Source organism: Klenkia brasiliensis (genome assembly GCF_900100695.1).
GTDB lineage: Bacteria > Actinomycetota > Actinomycetes > Mycobacteriales > Geodermatophilaceae > Klenkia > Klenkia brasiliensis.
In genome coordinates this window covers 320,580-335,464 of record NZ_FNCF01000002.1, presented here as the reverse complement: position 1 = coordinate 335,464, position 14,885 = coordinate 320,580, and the positions used below count along the sequence as shown (strand labels likewise).

Sequence of the window (14,885 nt, the reverse complement as noted above, 5' to 3'; positions counted from 1 at the left end):
GCTGTGCCCCGCCGTCCGATCGTCCTGGCCGCGCTGGCCGTCTCCGCCCTGGGCCTGGCCGCCTGCGGGGGCGGCGGCGACCAGAACCAGACCCTCACGACCGAGGCCGACTCGGCCAACTGCCCGGGCGACGTGCTCGACGTCGTCGTCTCGGTCAACCAGTGGGGCGACATCGTGCAGCAGCTGGCCGGGGACTGCGCGAACGTCACCACGGTCATCAACTCCACCGCGCTCGACCCGCACGACTACGAGCCGACCACCGGCGACATCGCCGCGTTCGAGGACGCCGACCTGGTCGTCGTCAACGGCGCCGACTACGACCACTGGGCCTCCGACGCCGTGGCGAACCTGGACCCGGCCCCGGCCGTGGTGGACGCCGCGGAGGTCGTGGGCGTCGAGGACGGCCACTCCGACGAGGAGGAGGGCCACTCCGACGAGGAGGCGCACTCCGACGAGGGCCACGGCTCGGTGAACCCGCACCTCTGGTACTCCCCCGAGTACGTCCAGCAGACCGCGCAGGCGATCACCGCCGAGCTCTCGCAGCTCTCGCCGGACGCCGCCGACTACTTCACCCAGCAGGCCGACGCGTTCACGACCGCGCTGCAGCCCTACGACCAGGAGCTGACCACGCTGCAGGGCCTGGCCTCCGGCAGGTCCTACGCGGCCACCGAGACCGTCTTCGACTACACCGCGACCGCCGTCGGCCTCACCGACGCCACGCCCGAGGGCTACCGGGACGCCGCCAGCAACGAGAGCGACCCCTCGCCCTCCGACGTGGCCGCGTTCGAGTCCGCACTGGCCGACGGCAGCATCGACGTGCTGGTCTACAACACCCAAACCGAGGGCAGCGTGCCCGAGCAGCTGCGCGCCGCGGCCGAGTCCGCCGGGGTGCCGGTGGTCGACGTCACGGAATCGGTGCCCGACGGGGATGATTCCTTCGTGGCGTGGCAGCTGGGCCAGCTGCAGCAGCTCGCGGACGCACTCGGTGGGGGGCAGTGACGGCAGCACCCGACTCGGAGACCCCGCCGGCCCTGGTGCTGGACGGGGTCTCCGTCGTCCGCGGCGGCCGGGTGGTCTGGGACGAGGGCGATCTCGCCGTCCCCGCCGGCGCCGTGGTCGGCGTCATCGGCCCCAACGGCGCGGGCAAGACCACCCTGTTCCAGCTGGCCCTGGGCCTGCTGCCGGCCGCCACCGGCCGGGTCGAGGTGCTCGGCGCCCCGCCGCGGCGCGGCAACCGGCGGATCGGCTACGTGCCGCAGAACTACACCGCCGCCCTCGGCCAGGCCGTGCGCGCCCGCGACCTGGTCGCCCTCGGGCTGACCGGCACCCGGTTCGGCCTGCACCGCAGCACCCCCGACGAGCGGGCCCGGGTGGACGACGCGCTGCGCCGGGTCGGTGCGGCCGGCTACGCCGACCGGCGGATGAGCGAGCTCTCCGGTGGCCAGCAGCAGCGGGTCGCCATCGCGCAGGCCATCGTCGACGACGCCGACCTGCTGCTGCTGGACGAACCGCTGGCCAACCTCGACCTGCGCAACTCCCAGGAGATCGTCACCCTGCTCGGCGAGCTCCGCCGCGAGCGGGCGGTGACGATCATGGTCGTCGCGCACGACCTCAACCCGCTGCTGCCGGTGCTCACCGACGCGGTCTACCTGCTCGACGGGCACCCGCACCACGACGTCATCGGCGAGGTCGTCACCGAGGACCTGCTCACCCACCTCTACGGCACCCGCGTGCGCGTCGTCCGCACCGCACAGGGCGACCTGTTCACCCGCAGCGGCTGAAGGAGCCCCTCCATGCGGTTCCAGGAGAACTGGTTCCAGATCCTGCAGACGACGTTCATGCAGCACGCCCTGGTCGGCGGCAGCCTGGTCGCGCTGACCGCGGGGCTGATGGGCTACTTCGTCATCACCCGGCAGAACGCCTTCGCCGCCCACGCACTGGCCCACATCGGCTTCCCCGGCGCCACCGGTGCGATCCTCGTCGGCGCCCCGGTCACCCTGGGCCTGGCGGTGTTCTGCGTCGGGGGCGGGCTGCTCATCGGCCTGTTCGGCAAGCGGGTGGCCGAGCGCGAGATCGCCACCGGCACGATCCTCGCCTTCGCGACCGGCCTGGGCGTGCTGTTCGCCTCGCTGGCCACCGCCAACGCCTCCACCACGACCAACGTGCTGTTCGGCAACCTGCTGGCCATCAGCCGCGACCAGCTGTGGACCTTCGGCGGGTTCACCCTGCTGGTGGTCGCCGCGCTCGCCGTCATCGCCCGGCCGCTGGTGTTCGCCTCGGTCGACCCCGCCGTCGCCGAGGCCCGCGGCGTCCCCGTGCGCGCGCTGGGGGTCGCCTTCGTCGTCCTGCTGGCGCTGACCATCACGATGGCCGTGCAGGTCGTGGGCACCCTGCTGCTGTTCGCCCTGGTCGTCACCCCCGCCGCCGCGGCGCTGCGCCTGACCGCCCGGCCCGGGGCCGTCGCCGGGCTGTCGGTGGCCTTCGCGCTGGCGTCGGTCTGGGTCGGCCTGGTGCTGTCGGCGATGATCGACCTGCCGCCGAGCTTCTTCGTCGTCGCCGTCGCGGTGCTGATCTGGGGCACGGTGCTCGTCGCCACCCGCGAGCGCCGGTCGGCCCGGCCGGCGGCCCCCGCGGTGGGCGGCCACGACGTCGTGCACGCGGTGCCCGAGCGGGCCCGCTGACCCGTCCCAGGCAGTTCGCAGCCGCACGACTGGTCACCGGGACGTGACCGGGTGCATAGTCCTCGGATGACGGACCACGAGCCGCAGCGCAGCGGCAGCACCGAGCAGGACCAGCACCCCGAGACCGAGCAGACGCCACCCCCGCCGGTGGTCCGGCTGCTGGCCAACCCCCGCCGGGTACGTCGCGCCTGACCCTCGGCAGATCTGGCCCAACCGTGACCGCGCAGTCACAGCGGTCCCAGTCGCCACCCCGCTCACGGGCGGCTCACCAGTACGTTTCACGCTGAGTTGCGACCCCGACACACCGGCGTGCCGTGAACCGCTCCGTCACGACGGCGTGCACCATCGCTGACGTGACCGCCGCCATCTCCTACCCCACCGACGCCGAGGCCCTCGCGGCCGTCGACCCGCTGGGCGCCCCGATCCCCGTCCGTCGCAGCCGCGCCGAGCGGCAGGCCATCGTGCTGGACACCGCCGAGCGCCTGTTCTCCGGCCGCAGCTCGCGCAGCGTCGGCATGGACGAGCTGGTGCGCGAGACCGGTCTGGGCAAGATGACCGTCTACCGGCTCTTCAAGAGCAAGGACGACCTGGTCGGCGCCTACCTCTCCCGCAAGGCCGCCACCCTGCTGGGCTTCATCGACGCCGAGCTCGGCCGGTTCGCCGACGACCCGCGCGGCGCCCTGCTGACCATCGTCGACGTGGTGGAGAAGGACGTCACCCGCACCGGCTTCCGCGGCTGCCCGTTCACCAACGTCAGCAGCGAGTACGACGACCCGCAGCACCCGGCCCGCTCGGCCGCCGCCGACTACAAGTACGAGCTGCACATGCGGCTGGTGCACCTGGCCGAGGAGCTCGTGCCCGGCTCCGGCGACGACCTGGCCGCCCAGCTGCACCTGATCATCGACGGCATGCAGCTCTCCGGCGGCCTGCTCGGCCCCGACGGCCCGGCCAGCCACGGCCGCAAGCTCGCCGAGCGGCTGGTCGACGCCGCCGTCGCCGCCGGCTGAATCCGGACGGTTCGGATCCGCCACCGCGGGGCAGCCCCAGCGGCGTGACCGACCGATCCCGCCCCGACCTCGACGACACCACCGTGGAGGCCCTCGGCACGCTGTCCGAGGCCCTGGAGACCGTGGAGCAGGCCCGCGGCTTCCTCTACGCGTTCCACCAGCTCTCCGGCAAGGCGGACGTCCTGCTCGGCGAGGCCGTCGACGGGTTGCGCTCGGCCGGGGCGACCGCGCTGGCCGAGGACCTGGAGCGTGACCTGGTCGGGCGCAACGTCGTCGCCGACCGGTGGACCTTCCAGGTCGTCGAGGACTACGACGCCGGGTACTGGTCCACCTTCCGCGCCTTCGACGCCCGCGCCCGCGAGGAGCTCTCCGGCGGTGACCGGCACGTGCTCGAGGCACGGATGAAGCAGCGCGAGCGCACCCCGGGCGCGCCCCGGCAGAAGGCCGGCCCGGCGCTGGACGAGCAGCCGCCGTCCTGACGGGCGGGCAGACCGGTTGCGCCCTACCGTCTGCGGCGTGACCACCTCCTCCCCCGCCGGCGACCCGACTCCTCGCCCGACCGCCGGGCCCACCGCCACCCCCGGGCGCACCCCCCAGCGCGGCGGCAGCCTCGGCCGGACCCTGTCCAGCGTCCTGCTCGTCGTCGTGACGGTGATCCTGGTGCTGTTCGTGCTGTTCAACACCCAGACCGTGCGGGTCTCGCTGGTGTTCGGCGTGGTGGACCTGCCGCTGGTCGTGGCCCTGCTGGCCGCCGCCGTCCTGGGCGCGCTGATCGTGGCGCTGCTGTCGATCCGGGCCCGCCGCCGGGAGCGCTGACCCCACCGGGCGAGTCGTCCTTGTCGCTTGTTACCCGCCAGTAATAGGGTCGTCGTTACTGGCGGGTAACCCGGCCCGCCCGGGACGACAGCAGGAGCACCGATGGGCCACTACACCGCCGACCTGCGGGACCTGGAGTTCAACCTCTTCGAGTTCCAGTCCACCAAGGACCGCTTCGGCACCGGCCCGTTCGCCCAGGTGGACGCCGAGACCGCCCGCGGCGTGCTCGAGGAGGTCCGCCGACTGGCCGAGGGTCCGCTGGCCGAGAGCTTCGTCGACGCCGACCGCAACCCGCCGGTGTTCGACCCGGCCACCCACACGGTCACCATGCCCGAGTCGTTCAAGAAGTCGATCAGGGCGATCAACGACGGCGAGTGGTTCCGGCTCGACCTGCCCGAGGAGCTCGGCGGCTTCGGCGCTCCCCCGAGCATGCGCTGGGCCGCCTACGAGATGATCCTCGGCGCCAACCCGGCCGTGTTCATGTACGGCTCGGGCCCCAGCTTCGCCACCGTGCTGCACGAGCTCGGCACCCCCGACCAGCAGCGGCTGGCCGAGCTGATGATCGACAGGGGCTGGGGCGCCACGATGGTGCTGACCGAGCCCGACGCCGGCTCCGACGTCGGCGCCGGGCGCACCCGCGCCGTGCAGCAGCCCGACGGCACCTGGCACATCCACGGCGTGAAGCGGTTCATCACCTCCGCCGAGCACGACATGGCCGACAACATCGTGCACCTGGTGCTGGCCCGGCCCGAGGGCCACGGCGCGGGCACCAAGGGCCTGTCGCTGTTCGTCGTCCCCAAGTTCCACGTCGACCTGGCCACCGGCGAGCTCGGCGAGCGCAACGGCGCCTACGTCACCGGCGTGGAGAAGAAGATGGGGCTCAAGGTCTCCACCACCTGCGAGCTGACCTTCGGCGACGGCCCGGTGCCGGCGGTCGGCACGCTGGTCGGCGAGGTGCACCAGGGCATCGCGCAGATGTTCCGGATCATCGAGCACGCCCGGATGTTCGTGGGCACCAAGGCCATCGGCACGCTGTCGGCCGGCTACCGGGTGGCGCTGGACTACGCGAAGTCGCGGGTGCAGGGCGCGGACATGACCGCGACGTCCAAGGACGCGCCGCGGGTGACGATCACCCACCACCCCGACGTCCGCCGCTCGCTGATGCTGCAGAAGGCGCACGTGGAGGGCATGCGCGCGCTGTACCTCTACACCGCGACCTTTCGCGACGAGGTGATGGAGGCCGAGGCCGCCGGCACCGCGGACTCCGAGCAGGCGCAGCTGGCCGCCAAGGTCAACGACCTGCTGCTGCCGGTCGTGAAGGGCTACGGCTCCGAGCGGGCCTCGCAGCTGCTGGCCGCGGAGTCGCTGCAGACCCTGGGCGGCTCGGGCTTCCTGCAGGACTACCCGATCGAGCAGTACGTCCGCGACGCCAAGATCGACACCCTCTACGAGGGCACCACCGCGATCCAGGGCCAGGACTTCTTCTTCCGCAAGATCGTCAAGGACGGCGGGGTGGCCATCGGCTGGCTGGCCGCGCAGATCCAGCAGACCCTGGACGCGCAGGCCGGCAACGGGCGGCTCAAGGAGGAGCGGGCCCTGCTGGCCACCGCGCTGGACGACGTCCAGGGCATGCTCACCACGATGTTCGGCCACCTCGGCCAGGCCGCGCAGGACATGCGCAACGCCTACCTGGTCGGGCAGAACACCTCCCGGTTCCTGCTGGCCGTCGGCGACCTGGTCACCGCGTGGCTGCTGGTCCGGCAGTCGGAGGTGGCCCTGGCGGCCCTCGCCGGCGAGGTCGGCGAGCGCGACCGGCACTTCTACGAGGGCAAGCTCGCCGCCACCCGCTTCTTCTGCACCCAGGTGCTGCCGAGGCTGACCGCCGAGCGGGCGATCGTCGAGGCCACCGACAACTCCCTCATGGACGTCGACGAAGCCGCCTTCTGAGGGGTGAGCGCGGCCGGGCCGGGGAAGGGTGGGGTGCATGACCGACCCGATCACCGACCCGGCCGACTCCCCCTCCGACGACAACCTGGTCGACGGCCGACCGGGTGACGACCGCCCGGACGCCGGCGCCGAGGACACCACCCTGACCACCGACGACGACGCCCAGCGCGAGGGCGACGTCGCCGACCCCGAGAACTCCTAGATCCAGCCGTGGCGGCGGGCGGCGTCGACGGCGGCGTGCCGGTTCGGGGCGCCGAGCTTGCCCGCCGCCGAGGACAGGTGGTTGCGCACGGTGCCCACCGACAGGTGCGCCCGGGCGGCGATCTCCTCGACCGGCGCGCCCCCGGCGGCCAGCTCCAGGACGTCGGCCTCGCGCGGGGTGAGCGGTGAGTCGCCGGCGCTGATCGCCTCGGCGGCCAGCTCCGGGTCCACGTAGCGCCCCCCGCCGTGCACGGTGCGGACGACGTCGGCCAGCACCGTGGCGTGCACCGTCTTGGGCAGGAACCCGCGCACGCCGGCCGACAGCGCGCGCTTGAGGTGCCCGGCGCGGCCGTGGCCGGTCACGATCACCACCCCGCAGCCGGGCAGCGCCTCGGCCAGGTCCCCGGCGACGGAGATGCCGTCGCGGTCGGGCATCTGCAGGTCCAGCACCGCGACGTCGGGCCGGTGCGCCCGGGCCATGGCCAGTGCCTCCGAGCCCGACGCGGCCTGGGCGACCACCTCGAGGTCGTCCTGCAGCCCCAGCAGGGTGGCCAGCGCCGTCCGGATCAGGTTCTCGTCGTCGGCGAGCAGCAGCCGGATCACGCCGGCACCTCCCCCACCAGCACGAAGTCGCCGTCCCGCCGTCCGGCCGACAGCCGGCCCCCGGCGGCGGCGAGCCGCTCGGACAGCCCGGTCAGCCCCGAGCCCCACGCGCCGACGTCCCCGGCCACGGTGTTGGTCACCGTCAACGACACCTCCCGGTCCCCCGTGTCCACCGCGATCGTGCACGCCCCGCCCGAGCCGTGCCGCAGCACGTTGGTGACCGCCTCGCGGACCACCCAGCCGAGCACCACCTGCGCCTGCTCCGACAGCTGCGCGTCCTCGCCGGTGACCGTGCAGTCGATGCCGGCCGCGCGCAGCACCGACCGGGCGCCGGCCAGCTCCGAGCGCAGGTCCACGGCCCGGTAGCCGCGCACCACCTCGCGCACCTCGGCCAGCGACGACCCGGCCAGCGCGCCGATCGCGGCGACCTCGTCGGCGGCCCCGGGCCGGCCACGGCGGACCAGCTGCTCGGCGAGCTGGGACTTCACCGCGATCGCCGACAGGTTGCGGCCCATGACGTCGTGCAGGTCGCGGGCGAAGCGCAGCCGCTCCTCGGCGACGGCGAGCTGGGCCTGCACGCCGCGGGCCCGTTCCTGCTCCCGCACGACGTCGAGCAGCCACACGCTGAACCGGAACGCCCCGACGAAGAAGGCCAGCGCGACCACGATGGACAGCCCGATGATCGCCGCACCCAGCATCGGCGTCCCGCGCAGCGCGGCGACCCCGCCGGCGAGCGCGCCCGTGACCGCAGAGCCCGCGACCAGCGGGCGGTAGGGCGTGGTGACCGACAGGGCGACCAGGACCGCGGCGCCGACCAGGCCGACGTACCAGGGGCCGGACGGCGACGGCACCCCCACGGCGTCCCGCTCGGCCACCACCTGCAGGCCCACCCCGACCGTGGCCGCCCCCGCGACCAGCGCGGTGGCCAGGGGCGCCCGGGGCACCGTGCCGCGCCGGAAGCCGGCCTCGGCGACGGCGATGCAGGCACCGGTGGTGACCAGCGCGGCGACGGCCAGCGCCACGTCCCAGACCACGCCCCTCGGGCGGTGCACCGACACCGTGGCCAGCAGCAGCAGGAACGGCAGCCCGGCCAGCGTGGTGTGGAAGGACCAGCGGGTGTAGATCTCGATGCGGTCGGTGTCGGAGCGGCTGCCCCACCACCGCGACAGGCCCGGCACGGCAGCCATGCTGCCGTGCCGGGCCCGGATCGGGCGAACCGTCACCGTCGGGGCGCCCAGGCGAACCCGCGGCGGGCGGCGAGGGCGCCCAGCACCAGCCAGCCGGCCAGCACCGCCAGCGGCACCCCGGCGGCGGCCCACACCGAGCCGTCGACCGCGTCGCCCTGCCAGGTCTGGCCGGCCAGGCCCAGCTGCAGCAGCTCGACGACCGGGGTCAGCGGCAGGAACCGGGCGACCTCGCCGAGGGTCTCGGGCAGCACCGACAGCGGGTAGAACAGCCCGGACAGACCGGTGGACACGATGATGAACGGCAGGCCGGTGATCTGCGCGGACTCCGCGGTGCGGGTGAACCCGGTGGTGGCCGCGGCGAGCAGCACCATCAGCACGACGCCGCCGGCGAGGGCGACCAGCGGCAGGACGACGTCCACCGGCGCCGACCACTCCCCGATCGCGACGACGCCGACGGCGATCAGCGCGATCTGGCCCAGGGTGACCAGCACGGTCGGGGCGGCGGTGGCCACCTGCACCTCGGTGCCGGTCAGCTCGCCGGTGCGCATCCGCTGCAGCACCAGCTCCTCGCGGCGGGCGACGTAGGTGGTGACCAGGTTGTAGTAGGTCAGCATCACCAGGCTGATGCCGACGGCGATGACCAGCAGCCGCCCGCCGAAGGGCAGGTCGCCGCCGTCCAGGCCGAGGGCGGGCACGGCCAGCACGAACAGCACCGGGACGAGGACGGAGTTGACCAGGGCGGTCCGGTTGCGCACGAGCAGCCGGGTCTCGGCCGAGGCCAGCGACCAGACCCGGGACAGGCGGGACGGGCCGGTCGGGCGGGTGGGGGCGGCGGTGGCGGTGGTCATCGGTTCTCCTCCGTCAGGCTCGGGTGGGTGCCGTCGGCGACGGCGAGGAATGCCTGCTCGAGCGAGCCGGCCCGGGCGGCGAGGGTGCGCAGCACGACGCCGTGCTCGGCGGCCCAGGCCAGCAGCTGGGCCAGCACCGGCTGCAGCGCGCGGGTGCGCCACTCGACGCGGCGGCCGTCCTCGACGACCTGGACGTCGGCGGGCACCGGCGGACGCGGGTCGCCGGCGTCGAGGGCGAACCGGATCGTGGCCGGCTGGGTCTCGGCGATCTCGGCCTGGGTGCCCGAGAGCACGACCTGCCCCGCCCGCATGACGGCGACCCGGTCGGCCAGCTCCTCGGCCTCCTCCAGGTGGTGGGTGGTGAGCAGCACGGCGGCGCCGTCGGCGACCAGGCCCTGCACCAGCTCCCACACCTGGCGGCGGGACTCGGGGTCCAGGCCGGTGGTGGGCTCGTCCAGCACGACCACGCTCGGCCGGCCGAGCAGGGCCATGGCGAGGTCCAGCCGGCGGCGCTCCCCGCCGGACAGGGCCCGCACCCGGACGTCGGCCCGGCCGGTGAGCGAGACCTGCGCCAGCGCCTCCTCGACCGGGCGGGGGTCGGTGAGCGTGCCGGCCCAGGCCCGCACGGTCTCGGCGACGGTGAGGTCGCCGGGCAGGCCGCTGGTCTGCAGCAGCACGCCGAGCTCGCGGCGCACCCGGGTGCGGTCGCGGACCGGGTCCATGCCGAGCACCCGCACGGTGCCGCCGCCGGCCGGGGCCAGGCCCTCGAGCACCTCGAGGGCGGAGGTCTTGCCGGCGCCGTTGACGCCGAGCAGGGCCAGCACCTCGCCGCGGCGGACCTCGAAGGAGATGCCGCGCACGGCCTCGAAGTCGCCGTAGCTGCGGCGCAGGCCGTGGACCTCGACGGCGGCGGTGGTCGTGCGGGGCGGTGCCGCGGTGGCGGGGTGCATCGTCGTCCTCCAGGGGCTGGTTCTCGGTCACCCCTGACGTTGCCCGCCGTCCCGCCCGCGGGCAGGTGCCATCCCTCACGACCTCACGGGCCCCCTGCACGGGTGACCCGTGAGGTTCCTCAGGGGTGCGCCGTGGCCCGGTCGGCGTCGGCCGCGCGCAGCCGGCCGCGCAGCGCCAGCACGGTGAGCGCGGCGACGAGCATGATTGCGCCGACCACCCACAGCCCGGCGCGCGAGCTGCCGGTGGCGTCGAGGAGGAACCCGGTCACGTAGGGCGCCCCGAACCCGGAGCTGTTGCCCAGGGTGTTGACCAGCGCGATGCCCGCGGCCGCCCCGGCGCCGGCCAGGAAGGTCGAGGGCAGGTACCAGAACACCGGCAGCGCGCAGAAGACGCCGACCGCCGTCACCGTGATGACCGCCATCGTGGCCAGCGGGGACTCCATGTACAGCGCGACCGGGATGCTCACCGCGCCGAGCAGCGCCGGCAGCGCGACGTGCCAGACCCGCTCGCCGGTGCGGTCGGAGTGCCGGGACCAGAACACCATCGCCACCGCACCGACGGCGAAGGGCACCGCCACGATCAGCCCGTTCTCCAGGATCGAGAAGCTGGTGTCGAAGCTCTCGGCGAACCCGGCGACGATGGTCGGCAGGAAGAAGCTCAGCGCGTAGAGGCCGTAGGTGACGCCGAAGTAGACCAGGCCCAGCGCCCACACCCGCGGGTCGCGCAACGAGTCGCGGACCCGGTGCTTCCCGGTCGCCCCGGTGGCCTGCTGCTCGGCGGCCATCGTGTCGTCCAGCCAGCGCCGCTCGTCGGGGGCCAGCCAGTCGGCGTCCCCGGGCCGGTCGGTCAGGTAGAACCAGGCAGCGATGCCCAGCACGACGGCGGGCAGACCGAGCACCAGGAACATGACCCGCCAGCCGGCCAGGCCGAGCAGGCCGTCCCCGTACTGCAGGATCGCCCCGGCGATCGGCGCGCCCAGGGCGCTGGAGGCCGGCAGCGCGATCATGAACATCCCGGTCAGCCGGACCCGCACCGACCGCGGGAACCAGAACGTCAGGTACAGCATGATCCCGGGGAAGAACCCGGCCTCGGCGATGCCCAGCAGGATGCGCAGCACGTAGAGCGTCGTCGCGTTCGGCACGAAGGCCATGGCCGCCGCGACCAGGCCCCACGTCACCAGGATGCGGGCGATCCACCGGCGGGCACCGAAGCGGTGCAGCGCGATGTTGCTGGGCACCTCGAAGAGCAGGTAGCCGATGAAGAACAGACCGCTGGCCAGGCCGAACATCGTCTCGGTCAGGCCGAGGTCCTCGCTCATCGTGAGCTTGGCGAAGCCGATGTTGGTGCGGTCCACGTAGTTGAGGAAGTACGCCAGCCCCAGGAAGGGGATCAGCCGCACCGCGACCTTGCGGACGATGCGGGCCTGCAGGTCCTGCGTGCTCTGCGTCACCACCGGGCCACCCTAGGACCGCACCGGTTAGGTTCGCCGGGTGCCCGACACCCGCTGGCTGGACCTGACCGGCACCACCAACACCCGCGACCTGGGCGGCCTGCCGCTGTCCGGCGGGGGGACGACGGTGCCCGGGCGGGTGCTGCGCAGCGACGACCTGCAGGAGCTCGACGCCTCCGACGTCGCCCGGCTGGGCGCGCTGGGCCTGACCGACGTGGTGGACCTGCGCACCAGCGCGGAGGTCCGGATGGAGGGGCGCGGCCCGCTGCGCGAGGTCCCCGAGGTCACCCACCGGCACTTCACGCTCATCCCCGAGGTCGGCGAGTACACCGACGTGTTCGCCGACGACGCCGACGCCGCGGACGTCGAGCCCCCGGCCGACTGGGTCGAGACGCTGCTGCCGCGCACCGCGGCACCCGGCGACGAGGACGAGACGCCGTCGGTGAAGGCCTACCTCGGCTACCTCTCCGACGGCGCGGACAACGTCGTCGGCGCCCTGCGGGCGATCACCGCGGCCCCGGGTGCGGCGGTCGTGCACTGCGCGGCCGGCAAGGACCGCACCGGTGTGGTCAGCGCGCTGGCGCTGTCGGTGGCCGGCGTCCGGCGGGAGGCGGTGGTGGCCGACTACGCGCTCACCGCGGAGCGGATCGAGGACGTGGTCGGCAAGCTCGCGGCCCGCCCGACCTACGCCGAGGACATGACCCGGCGCGACGTCGCCAGCCACACGCCGCGGGCGGAGACGATGGAGCGGGTGCTCGACCTGCTCGACGAGCGGCACGGCGGACCGCAGGGCTGGCTGGCCGACCACGGGTTCGGTGCCGACGCGCAGGCGGCGCTGCGGGAGAAGCTCACCCGCCCCTGAGACGGGACGAGCCCGGCTCCGCGAGGGAGTCGGGCTCGTGCGTGGCGTGCTGCGTCAGCGCAGGACGCTGGAGAACTGGCTGCTGTTGGCCAGGGTCAGCAGGTCGTCGCGCATCGCGGGGCTGCTGGAGCGGGCGAGCGCCTTGTCCAGAGCCCGACGGGTCCGCGACGCCTCCCGACGCTGACGCCAGGTGCTGGTCACGCTGCTCATGGTGCTGTCCTTCTTCCGTTGCTCGGTCGTGGTGTGCACCTGTAGTAAAGCAGGTGCGGACTCGATTGTTCCCACGATTCGTAGGTTGTGTCGGCTGAAGGTCTACGGATGTTCACCCGAAAGCCGGATCAGCCTCACGAAATGTGCCGGAAACCACACGGGCCCCCGGCGACCAGGTGGTCACCGGGGGCCCGTGGGGCGAGCGGGGTGGTTCAGGCGGCGTCGAGCACCTCGCGGACGGCGGCGCGCGCCGACTGCGGGTCGTCGGCGGCCAACGCGGCCTCGGCGGCCCGCCGGCAGGTGTCGAGGGTGACGGTGCCGAGCTTGGCCCCGACCCCGGGCACCGACGACGCCGCGCAGGACAGCGAGGTGATGCCGAGCCCGACGAGCACGCAGGCCAGCAGCGGGTCGGCCGCCGCCTCGCCGCAGACCCCGACCGGCTTGCCCACCCGCTGGCCGGCCTCCGCGGTCAGCTGCACCATGCGCAGCAGCGCCGGCTGCCACGGGTCGGTGAGGTCGGCGAGGTCGCCGGAGAGCCGGTCGGCGGCCAGCGTGTACTGCGACAGGTCGTTGGTGCCGATGGACAGGAAGTCCAGGTGCTGCAGGAACCGGTCGGCCAGCAGGGCCACCGAGGGCACCTCGACCATGACACCGGGGACCATGCCCCGCTCGCGGACGGCGGCGGCGAAGTCGGCGGCCTCGGCGACGGTGGAGACCATCGGCGCCATGACCCACGGCGTGGCGCCGGTGGCCTCGGCGGCCTGCTTCACCGCGTCGAGCTGCCGGGTCAGGATGCCCGGGTTGAGCCGCGTGGTGCGCAGCCCGCGGACGCCGAGGGCGGGGTTGGCTTCGTCGGCCGGGGTGGCGAAGGCCAGCGGCTTGTCCGACCCGGCGTCCAGCGTGCGGACGACGACCTTGCCGCCGGGGAAGGCCTCGAACACCCCGGCGTAGCCCTGGGCCTGCTCCTCGACGGAGGGCTCCTCGCTGTGGCCGAGGAAGGCGAGCTCGGTGCGCAGCAGGCCGACGCCCTCGGCGTGCGCGATCGCGGCGGCCCGCGCCCCGGCGCCGTCCTGCACGTTGGCCAGCACCTGCACCGCGTGCCCGTCGGCGGTGCGGGCCGGGCCGGTGTAGCCCGCCAGCGCCGCGGCGGCCTGCTTGGCCGCGTCGACCCGGGTCTCCGCCTCGGTCGGGTCGGGGTCGACGGTGACCGTGCCCTCCTCGCCGTCCACCAGGACCAGCGCGCCCTCGGGGACGTCGGCCAGCCCGCCGACGGCGACCACGCAGGGCAGGCCCAGCTGGCGGGCGATGATCGCGGTGTGGCTGGTGGACCCGCCCAGCCGGGTGGCCAGCGCGATGACCCGCGCGGGGTCCAGGCCGGCGGTGTCGGCCGGGGCCAGGTCGTCGGCCAGCAGCACCGACGGGGTGTCGGGGTTGGTCACGCCGGGCTCGCTCTGGCCGGTCAGCTCGGCGACGATGCGGTCGCGGACGTCGTTGACGTCGGTGACCCGCTCGGCCATCAGCCCACCCAGGCTGGCGAACAGCTCCGCGAACTGCTGCGCGGCCCCCACCGTGGCCACCGGGGCCGAGGCGCCGGCGTCGATCCGCTGCTCGACGGTCGACAGCAGCCCGCGGTCGCGGGCCAGCCCCGCTGTCGTCTGCAGCACCGCGGCGCTGACCCCGCTGGCGGCGGCGGCCCGCTCGGTCAGCCGACCGGCGACCACCTCGGCCGCGGCGGTGAACCGCTCCTTCTCCGCCGCGCGGTCGGCCTCGGCGACCGGCTCGGCGTCCTCGGAGGGCAGCTGGACCGCACCGTGCGGGCGGATCACCGGGCCGAGCGCCACCCCGGGCACGACGGGCGTGCCGGTGAGCACCACGGGGCCGTCGGCGCCGGTGCTGGTGACGTCGGGGTGGGTGGTCGACATCGGGACCTCTTCCTGGCTCTGGAGGCGACGCGACGACGGTGGCGCGGACGGGTGTGGGGTGAATGGTGACCACCCGCGTCCCGGTCGTCGACACCGGGGTGACCGGCGTCGCAGGGGCGTGGTGACCACAGTCACCGAGTGGTCTTGACTTGTCAACGTAACCAACGTAGAACAACACCAACACAGACCAGAAACAACAG

Annotated in this window: 17 protein-coding genes; 10 read left to right on the top strand and 7 right to left on the bottom strand. The window is 74.1% G+C overall.

What is annotated here, in order from left to right; translation table 11 throughout:
- Positions 1 to 3: 3 nt before the first annotated feature.
- The 9 genes from BLT39_RS05970 (at position 4) to BLT39_RS22280 (ending at position 6,653) form a co-directional block, all read left to right on the top strand.
- Positions 4 to 999: a metal ABC transporter solute-binding protein, Zn/Mn family gene (locus BLT39_RS05970; RefSeq protein ID WP_207507657.1), complete on the top strand. Its 996-nt coding sequence runs from the start codon at positions 4 to 6 to the stop codon at positions 997 to 999.
- Positions 996 to 1,781 carry a metal ABC transporter ATP-binding protein gene (locus tag BLT39_RS05965; RefSeq protein ID WP_091060426.1) on the top strand — a complete coding sequence of 262 codons (786 nt, stop codon included), beginning with the start codon at positions 996 to 998 and terminating at the stop codon, positions 1,779 to 1,781. Before BLT39_RS05970 ends, BLT39_RS05965 begins: the two co-directional genes overlap by 4 nt.
- A 12-nt stretch (positions 1,782 to 1,793) precedes the next feature.
- Positions 1,794 to 2,681, top strand: a complete 888-nt coding sequence (locus BLT39_RS05960) for a metal ABC transporter permease (protein WP_091060422.1) — start codon at positions 1,794 to 1,796, stop codon at positions 2,679 to 2,681.
- A gap of 66 nt (positions 2,682 to 2,747) precedes the next feature.
- On the top strand, positions 2,748 to 2,873 hold the full coding sequence (locus BLT39_RS23265; RefSeq protein WP_278246944.1) for a hypothetical protein: 126 nt from the start codon (positions 2,748 to 2,750) through the stop codon (positions 2,871 to 2,873).
- 161 nt (positions 2,874 to 3,034) lie between these two features.
- Positions 3,035 to 3,688, top strand: coding sequence for a TetR/AcrR family transcriptional regulator (locus BLT39_RS05955; RefSeq protein ID WP_242658192.1), 654 nt, complete (start codon positions 3,035 to 3,037; stop codon positions 3,686 to 3,688).
- Positions 3,689 to 3,732: 44 nt separating this feature from the next.
- Entirely contained in the window at positions 3,733 to 4,167 is a 435-nt protein-coding gene (locus tag BLT39_RS05950; RefSeq protein ID WP_091060415.1) for a hypothetical protein, read from the top strand.
- Between the two features lie 37 nt (positions 4,168 to 4,204).
- On the top strand, positions 4,205 to 4,504 hold the full coding sequence (locus tag BLT39_RS05945) for a lipopolysaccharide assembly protein LapA domain-containing protein (RefSeq protein ID WP_242658191.1): 300 nt from the start codon (positions 4,205 to 4,207) through the stop codon (positions 4,502 to 4,504).
- A gap of 102 nt (positions 4,505 to 4,606) precedes the next feature.
- Positions 4,607 to 6,451 (top strand): acyl-CoA dehydrogenase, encoded by a 1,845-nt coding sequence (locus BLT39_RS05940; RefSeq protein WP_091060409.1) that lies wholly within the window; start codon positions 4,607 to 4,609, stop codon positions 6,449 to 6,451.
- 37 nt (positions 6,452 to 6,488) lie between these two features.
- The gene (locus tag BLT39_RS22280; RefSeq protein WP_165640166.1) at positions 6,489 to 6,653 is read left to right on the top strand and encodes a hypothetical protein; all 165 of its coding nucleotides are present in this window, start codon (positions 6,489 to 6,491) and stop codon (positions 6,651 to 6,653) included.
- Here BLT39_RS22280 and BLT39_RS05935 read toward each other — a convergent pair.
- From BLT39_RS05935 to BLT39_RS05915, 5 genes are all read right to left on the bottom strand, one after another.
- Complete coding sequence (locus BLT39_RS05935) at positions 6,650 to 7,255, bottom strand: response regulator transcription factor (RefSeq protein WP_091060405.1); 606 nt, start codon at positions 7,253 to 7,255, stop codon at positions 6,650 to 6,652. The two genes, BLT39_RS22280 and BLT39_RS05935, sit on opposite strands and share 4 nt — an antisense overlap.
- Positions 7,252 to 8,442: a sensor histidine kinase gene (locus BLT39_RS05930; protein ID WP_091060402.1), complete on the bottom strand. Its 1,191-nt coding sequence runs from the start codon at positions 8,440 to 8,442 to the stop codon at positions 7,252 to 7,254. The genes BLT39_RS05935 and BLT39_RS05930 overlap by 4 nt, the downstream gene beginning before the upstream one ends.
- A gap of 32 nt (positions 8,443 to 8,474) precedes the next feature.
- The gene (locus BLT39_RS05925; protein WP_091060400.1) at positions 8,475 to 9,290 is read right to left on the bottom strand and encodes an ABC transporter permease; all 816 of its coding nucleotides are present in this window, start codon (positions 9,288 to 9,290) and stop codon (positions 8,475 to 8,477) included.
- Complete coding sequence (locus BLT39_RS05920; protein WP_091060397.1) at positions 9,287 to 10,240, bottom strand: ABC transporter ATP-binding protein; 954 nt, start codon at positions 10,238 to 10,240, stop codon at positions 9,287 to 9,289. Before BLT39_RS05920 ends, BLT39_RS05925 begins: the two co-directional genes overlap by 4 nt.
- A gap of 119 nt (positions 10,241 to 10,359) precedes the next feature.
- Positions 10,360 to 11,694, bottom strand: coding sequence for an MFS transporter (locus BLT39_RS05915; RefSeq protein WP_242658190.1), 1,335 nt, complete (start codon positions 11,692 to 11,694; stop codon positions 10,360 to 10,362).
- 37 nt (positions 11,695 to 11,731) lie between these two features.
- Between BLT39_RS05915 and BLT39_RS05910 the strand changes: the two genes are divergently transcribed.
- Positions 11,732 to 12,553: a tyrosine-protein phosphatase gene (locus BLT39_RS05910; protein ID WP_091060394.1), complete on the top strand. Its 822-nt coding sequence runs from the start codon at positions 11,732 to 11,734 to the stop codon at positions 12,551 to 12,553.
- A gap of 54 nt (positions 12,554 to 12,607) precedes the next feature.
- Here BLT39_RS05910 and BLT39_RS22275 read toward each other — a convergent pair whose 3' ends face one another.
- Both BLT39_RS22275 and BLT39_RS05900 read right to left on the bottom strand, forming a co-directional pair.
- A complete protein-coding gene (locus BLT39_RS22275) occupies positions 12,608 to 12,763 on the bottom strand; it encodes a hypothetical protein (RefSeq protein ID WP_165640165.1) in 156 nt (51 codons plus the stop codon).
- Positions 12,764 to 12,975: 212 nt separating this feature from the next.
- Positions 12,976 to 14,685: a phosphoenolpyruvate--protein phosphotransferase gene (locus tag BLT39_RS05900; protein ID WP_091060388.1), complete on the bottom strand. Its 1,710-nt coding sequence runs from the start codon at positions 14,683 to 14,685 to the stop codon at positions 12,976 to 12,978.
- Positions 14,686 to 14,885 lie beyond the last annotated feature (200 nt).

Bases quoted from the DNA above. Each gene is read 5' to 3' on its own strand.
- BLT39_RS05960 (WP_091060422.1), top strand. From the start codon at position 1,794: ATGCGGTTCCAGGAGAACTGGTTCCAGATCCTGCAGACGACGTTCATG.
- BLT39_RS23265 (WP_278246944.1), top strand. From the start codon at position 2,748: ATGACGGACCACGAGCCGCAGCGCAGCGGCAGCACCGAGCAGGACCAG.
- BLT39_RS05940 (WP_091060409.1), top strand. From the start codon at position 4,607: ATGGGCCACTACACCGCCGACCTGCGGGACCTGGAGTTCAACCTCTTC.
- BLT39_RS22280 (WP_165640166.1), top strand. From the start codon at position 6,489: ATGACCGACCCGATCACCGACCCGGCCGACTCCCCCTCCGACGACAAC.
- BLT39_RS05930 (WP_091060402.1), bottom strand. From the start codon at position 8,442: ATGGCTGCCGTGCCGGGCCTGTCGCGGTGGTGGGGCAGCCGCTCCGAC.
- BLT39_RS05925 (WP_091060400.1), bottom strand. From the start codon at position 9,290: ATGACCACCGCCACCGCCGCCCCCACCCGCCCGACCGGCCCGTCCCGC.
- BLT39_RS05920 (WP_091060397.1), bottom strand. From the start codon at position 10,240: ATGCACCCCGCCACCGCGGCACCGCCCCGCACGACCACCGCCGCCGTC.
- BLT39_RS22275 (WP_165640165.1), bottom strand. From the start codon at position 12,763: ATGAGCAGCGTGACCAGCACCTGGCGTCAGCGTCGGGAGGCGTCGCGG.
- BLT39_RS05900 (WP_091060388.1), bottom strand. From the start codon at position 14,685: ATGTCGACCACCCACCCCGACGTCACCAGCACCGGCGCCGACGGCCCC.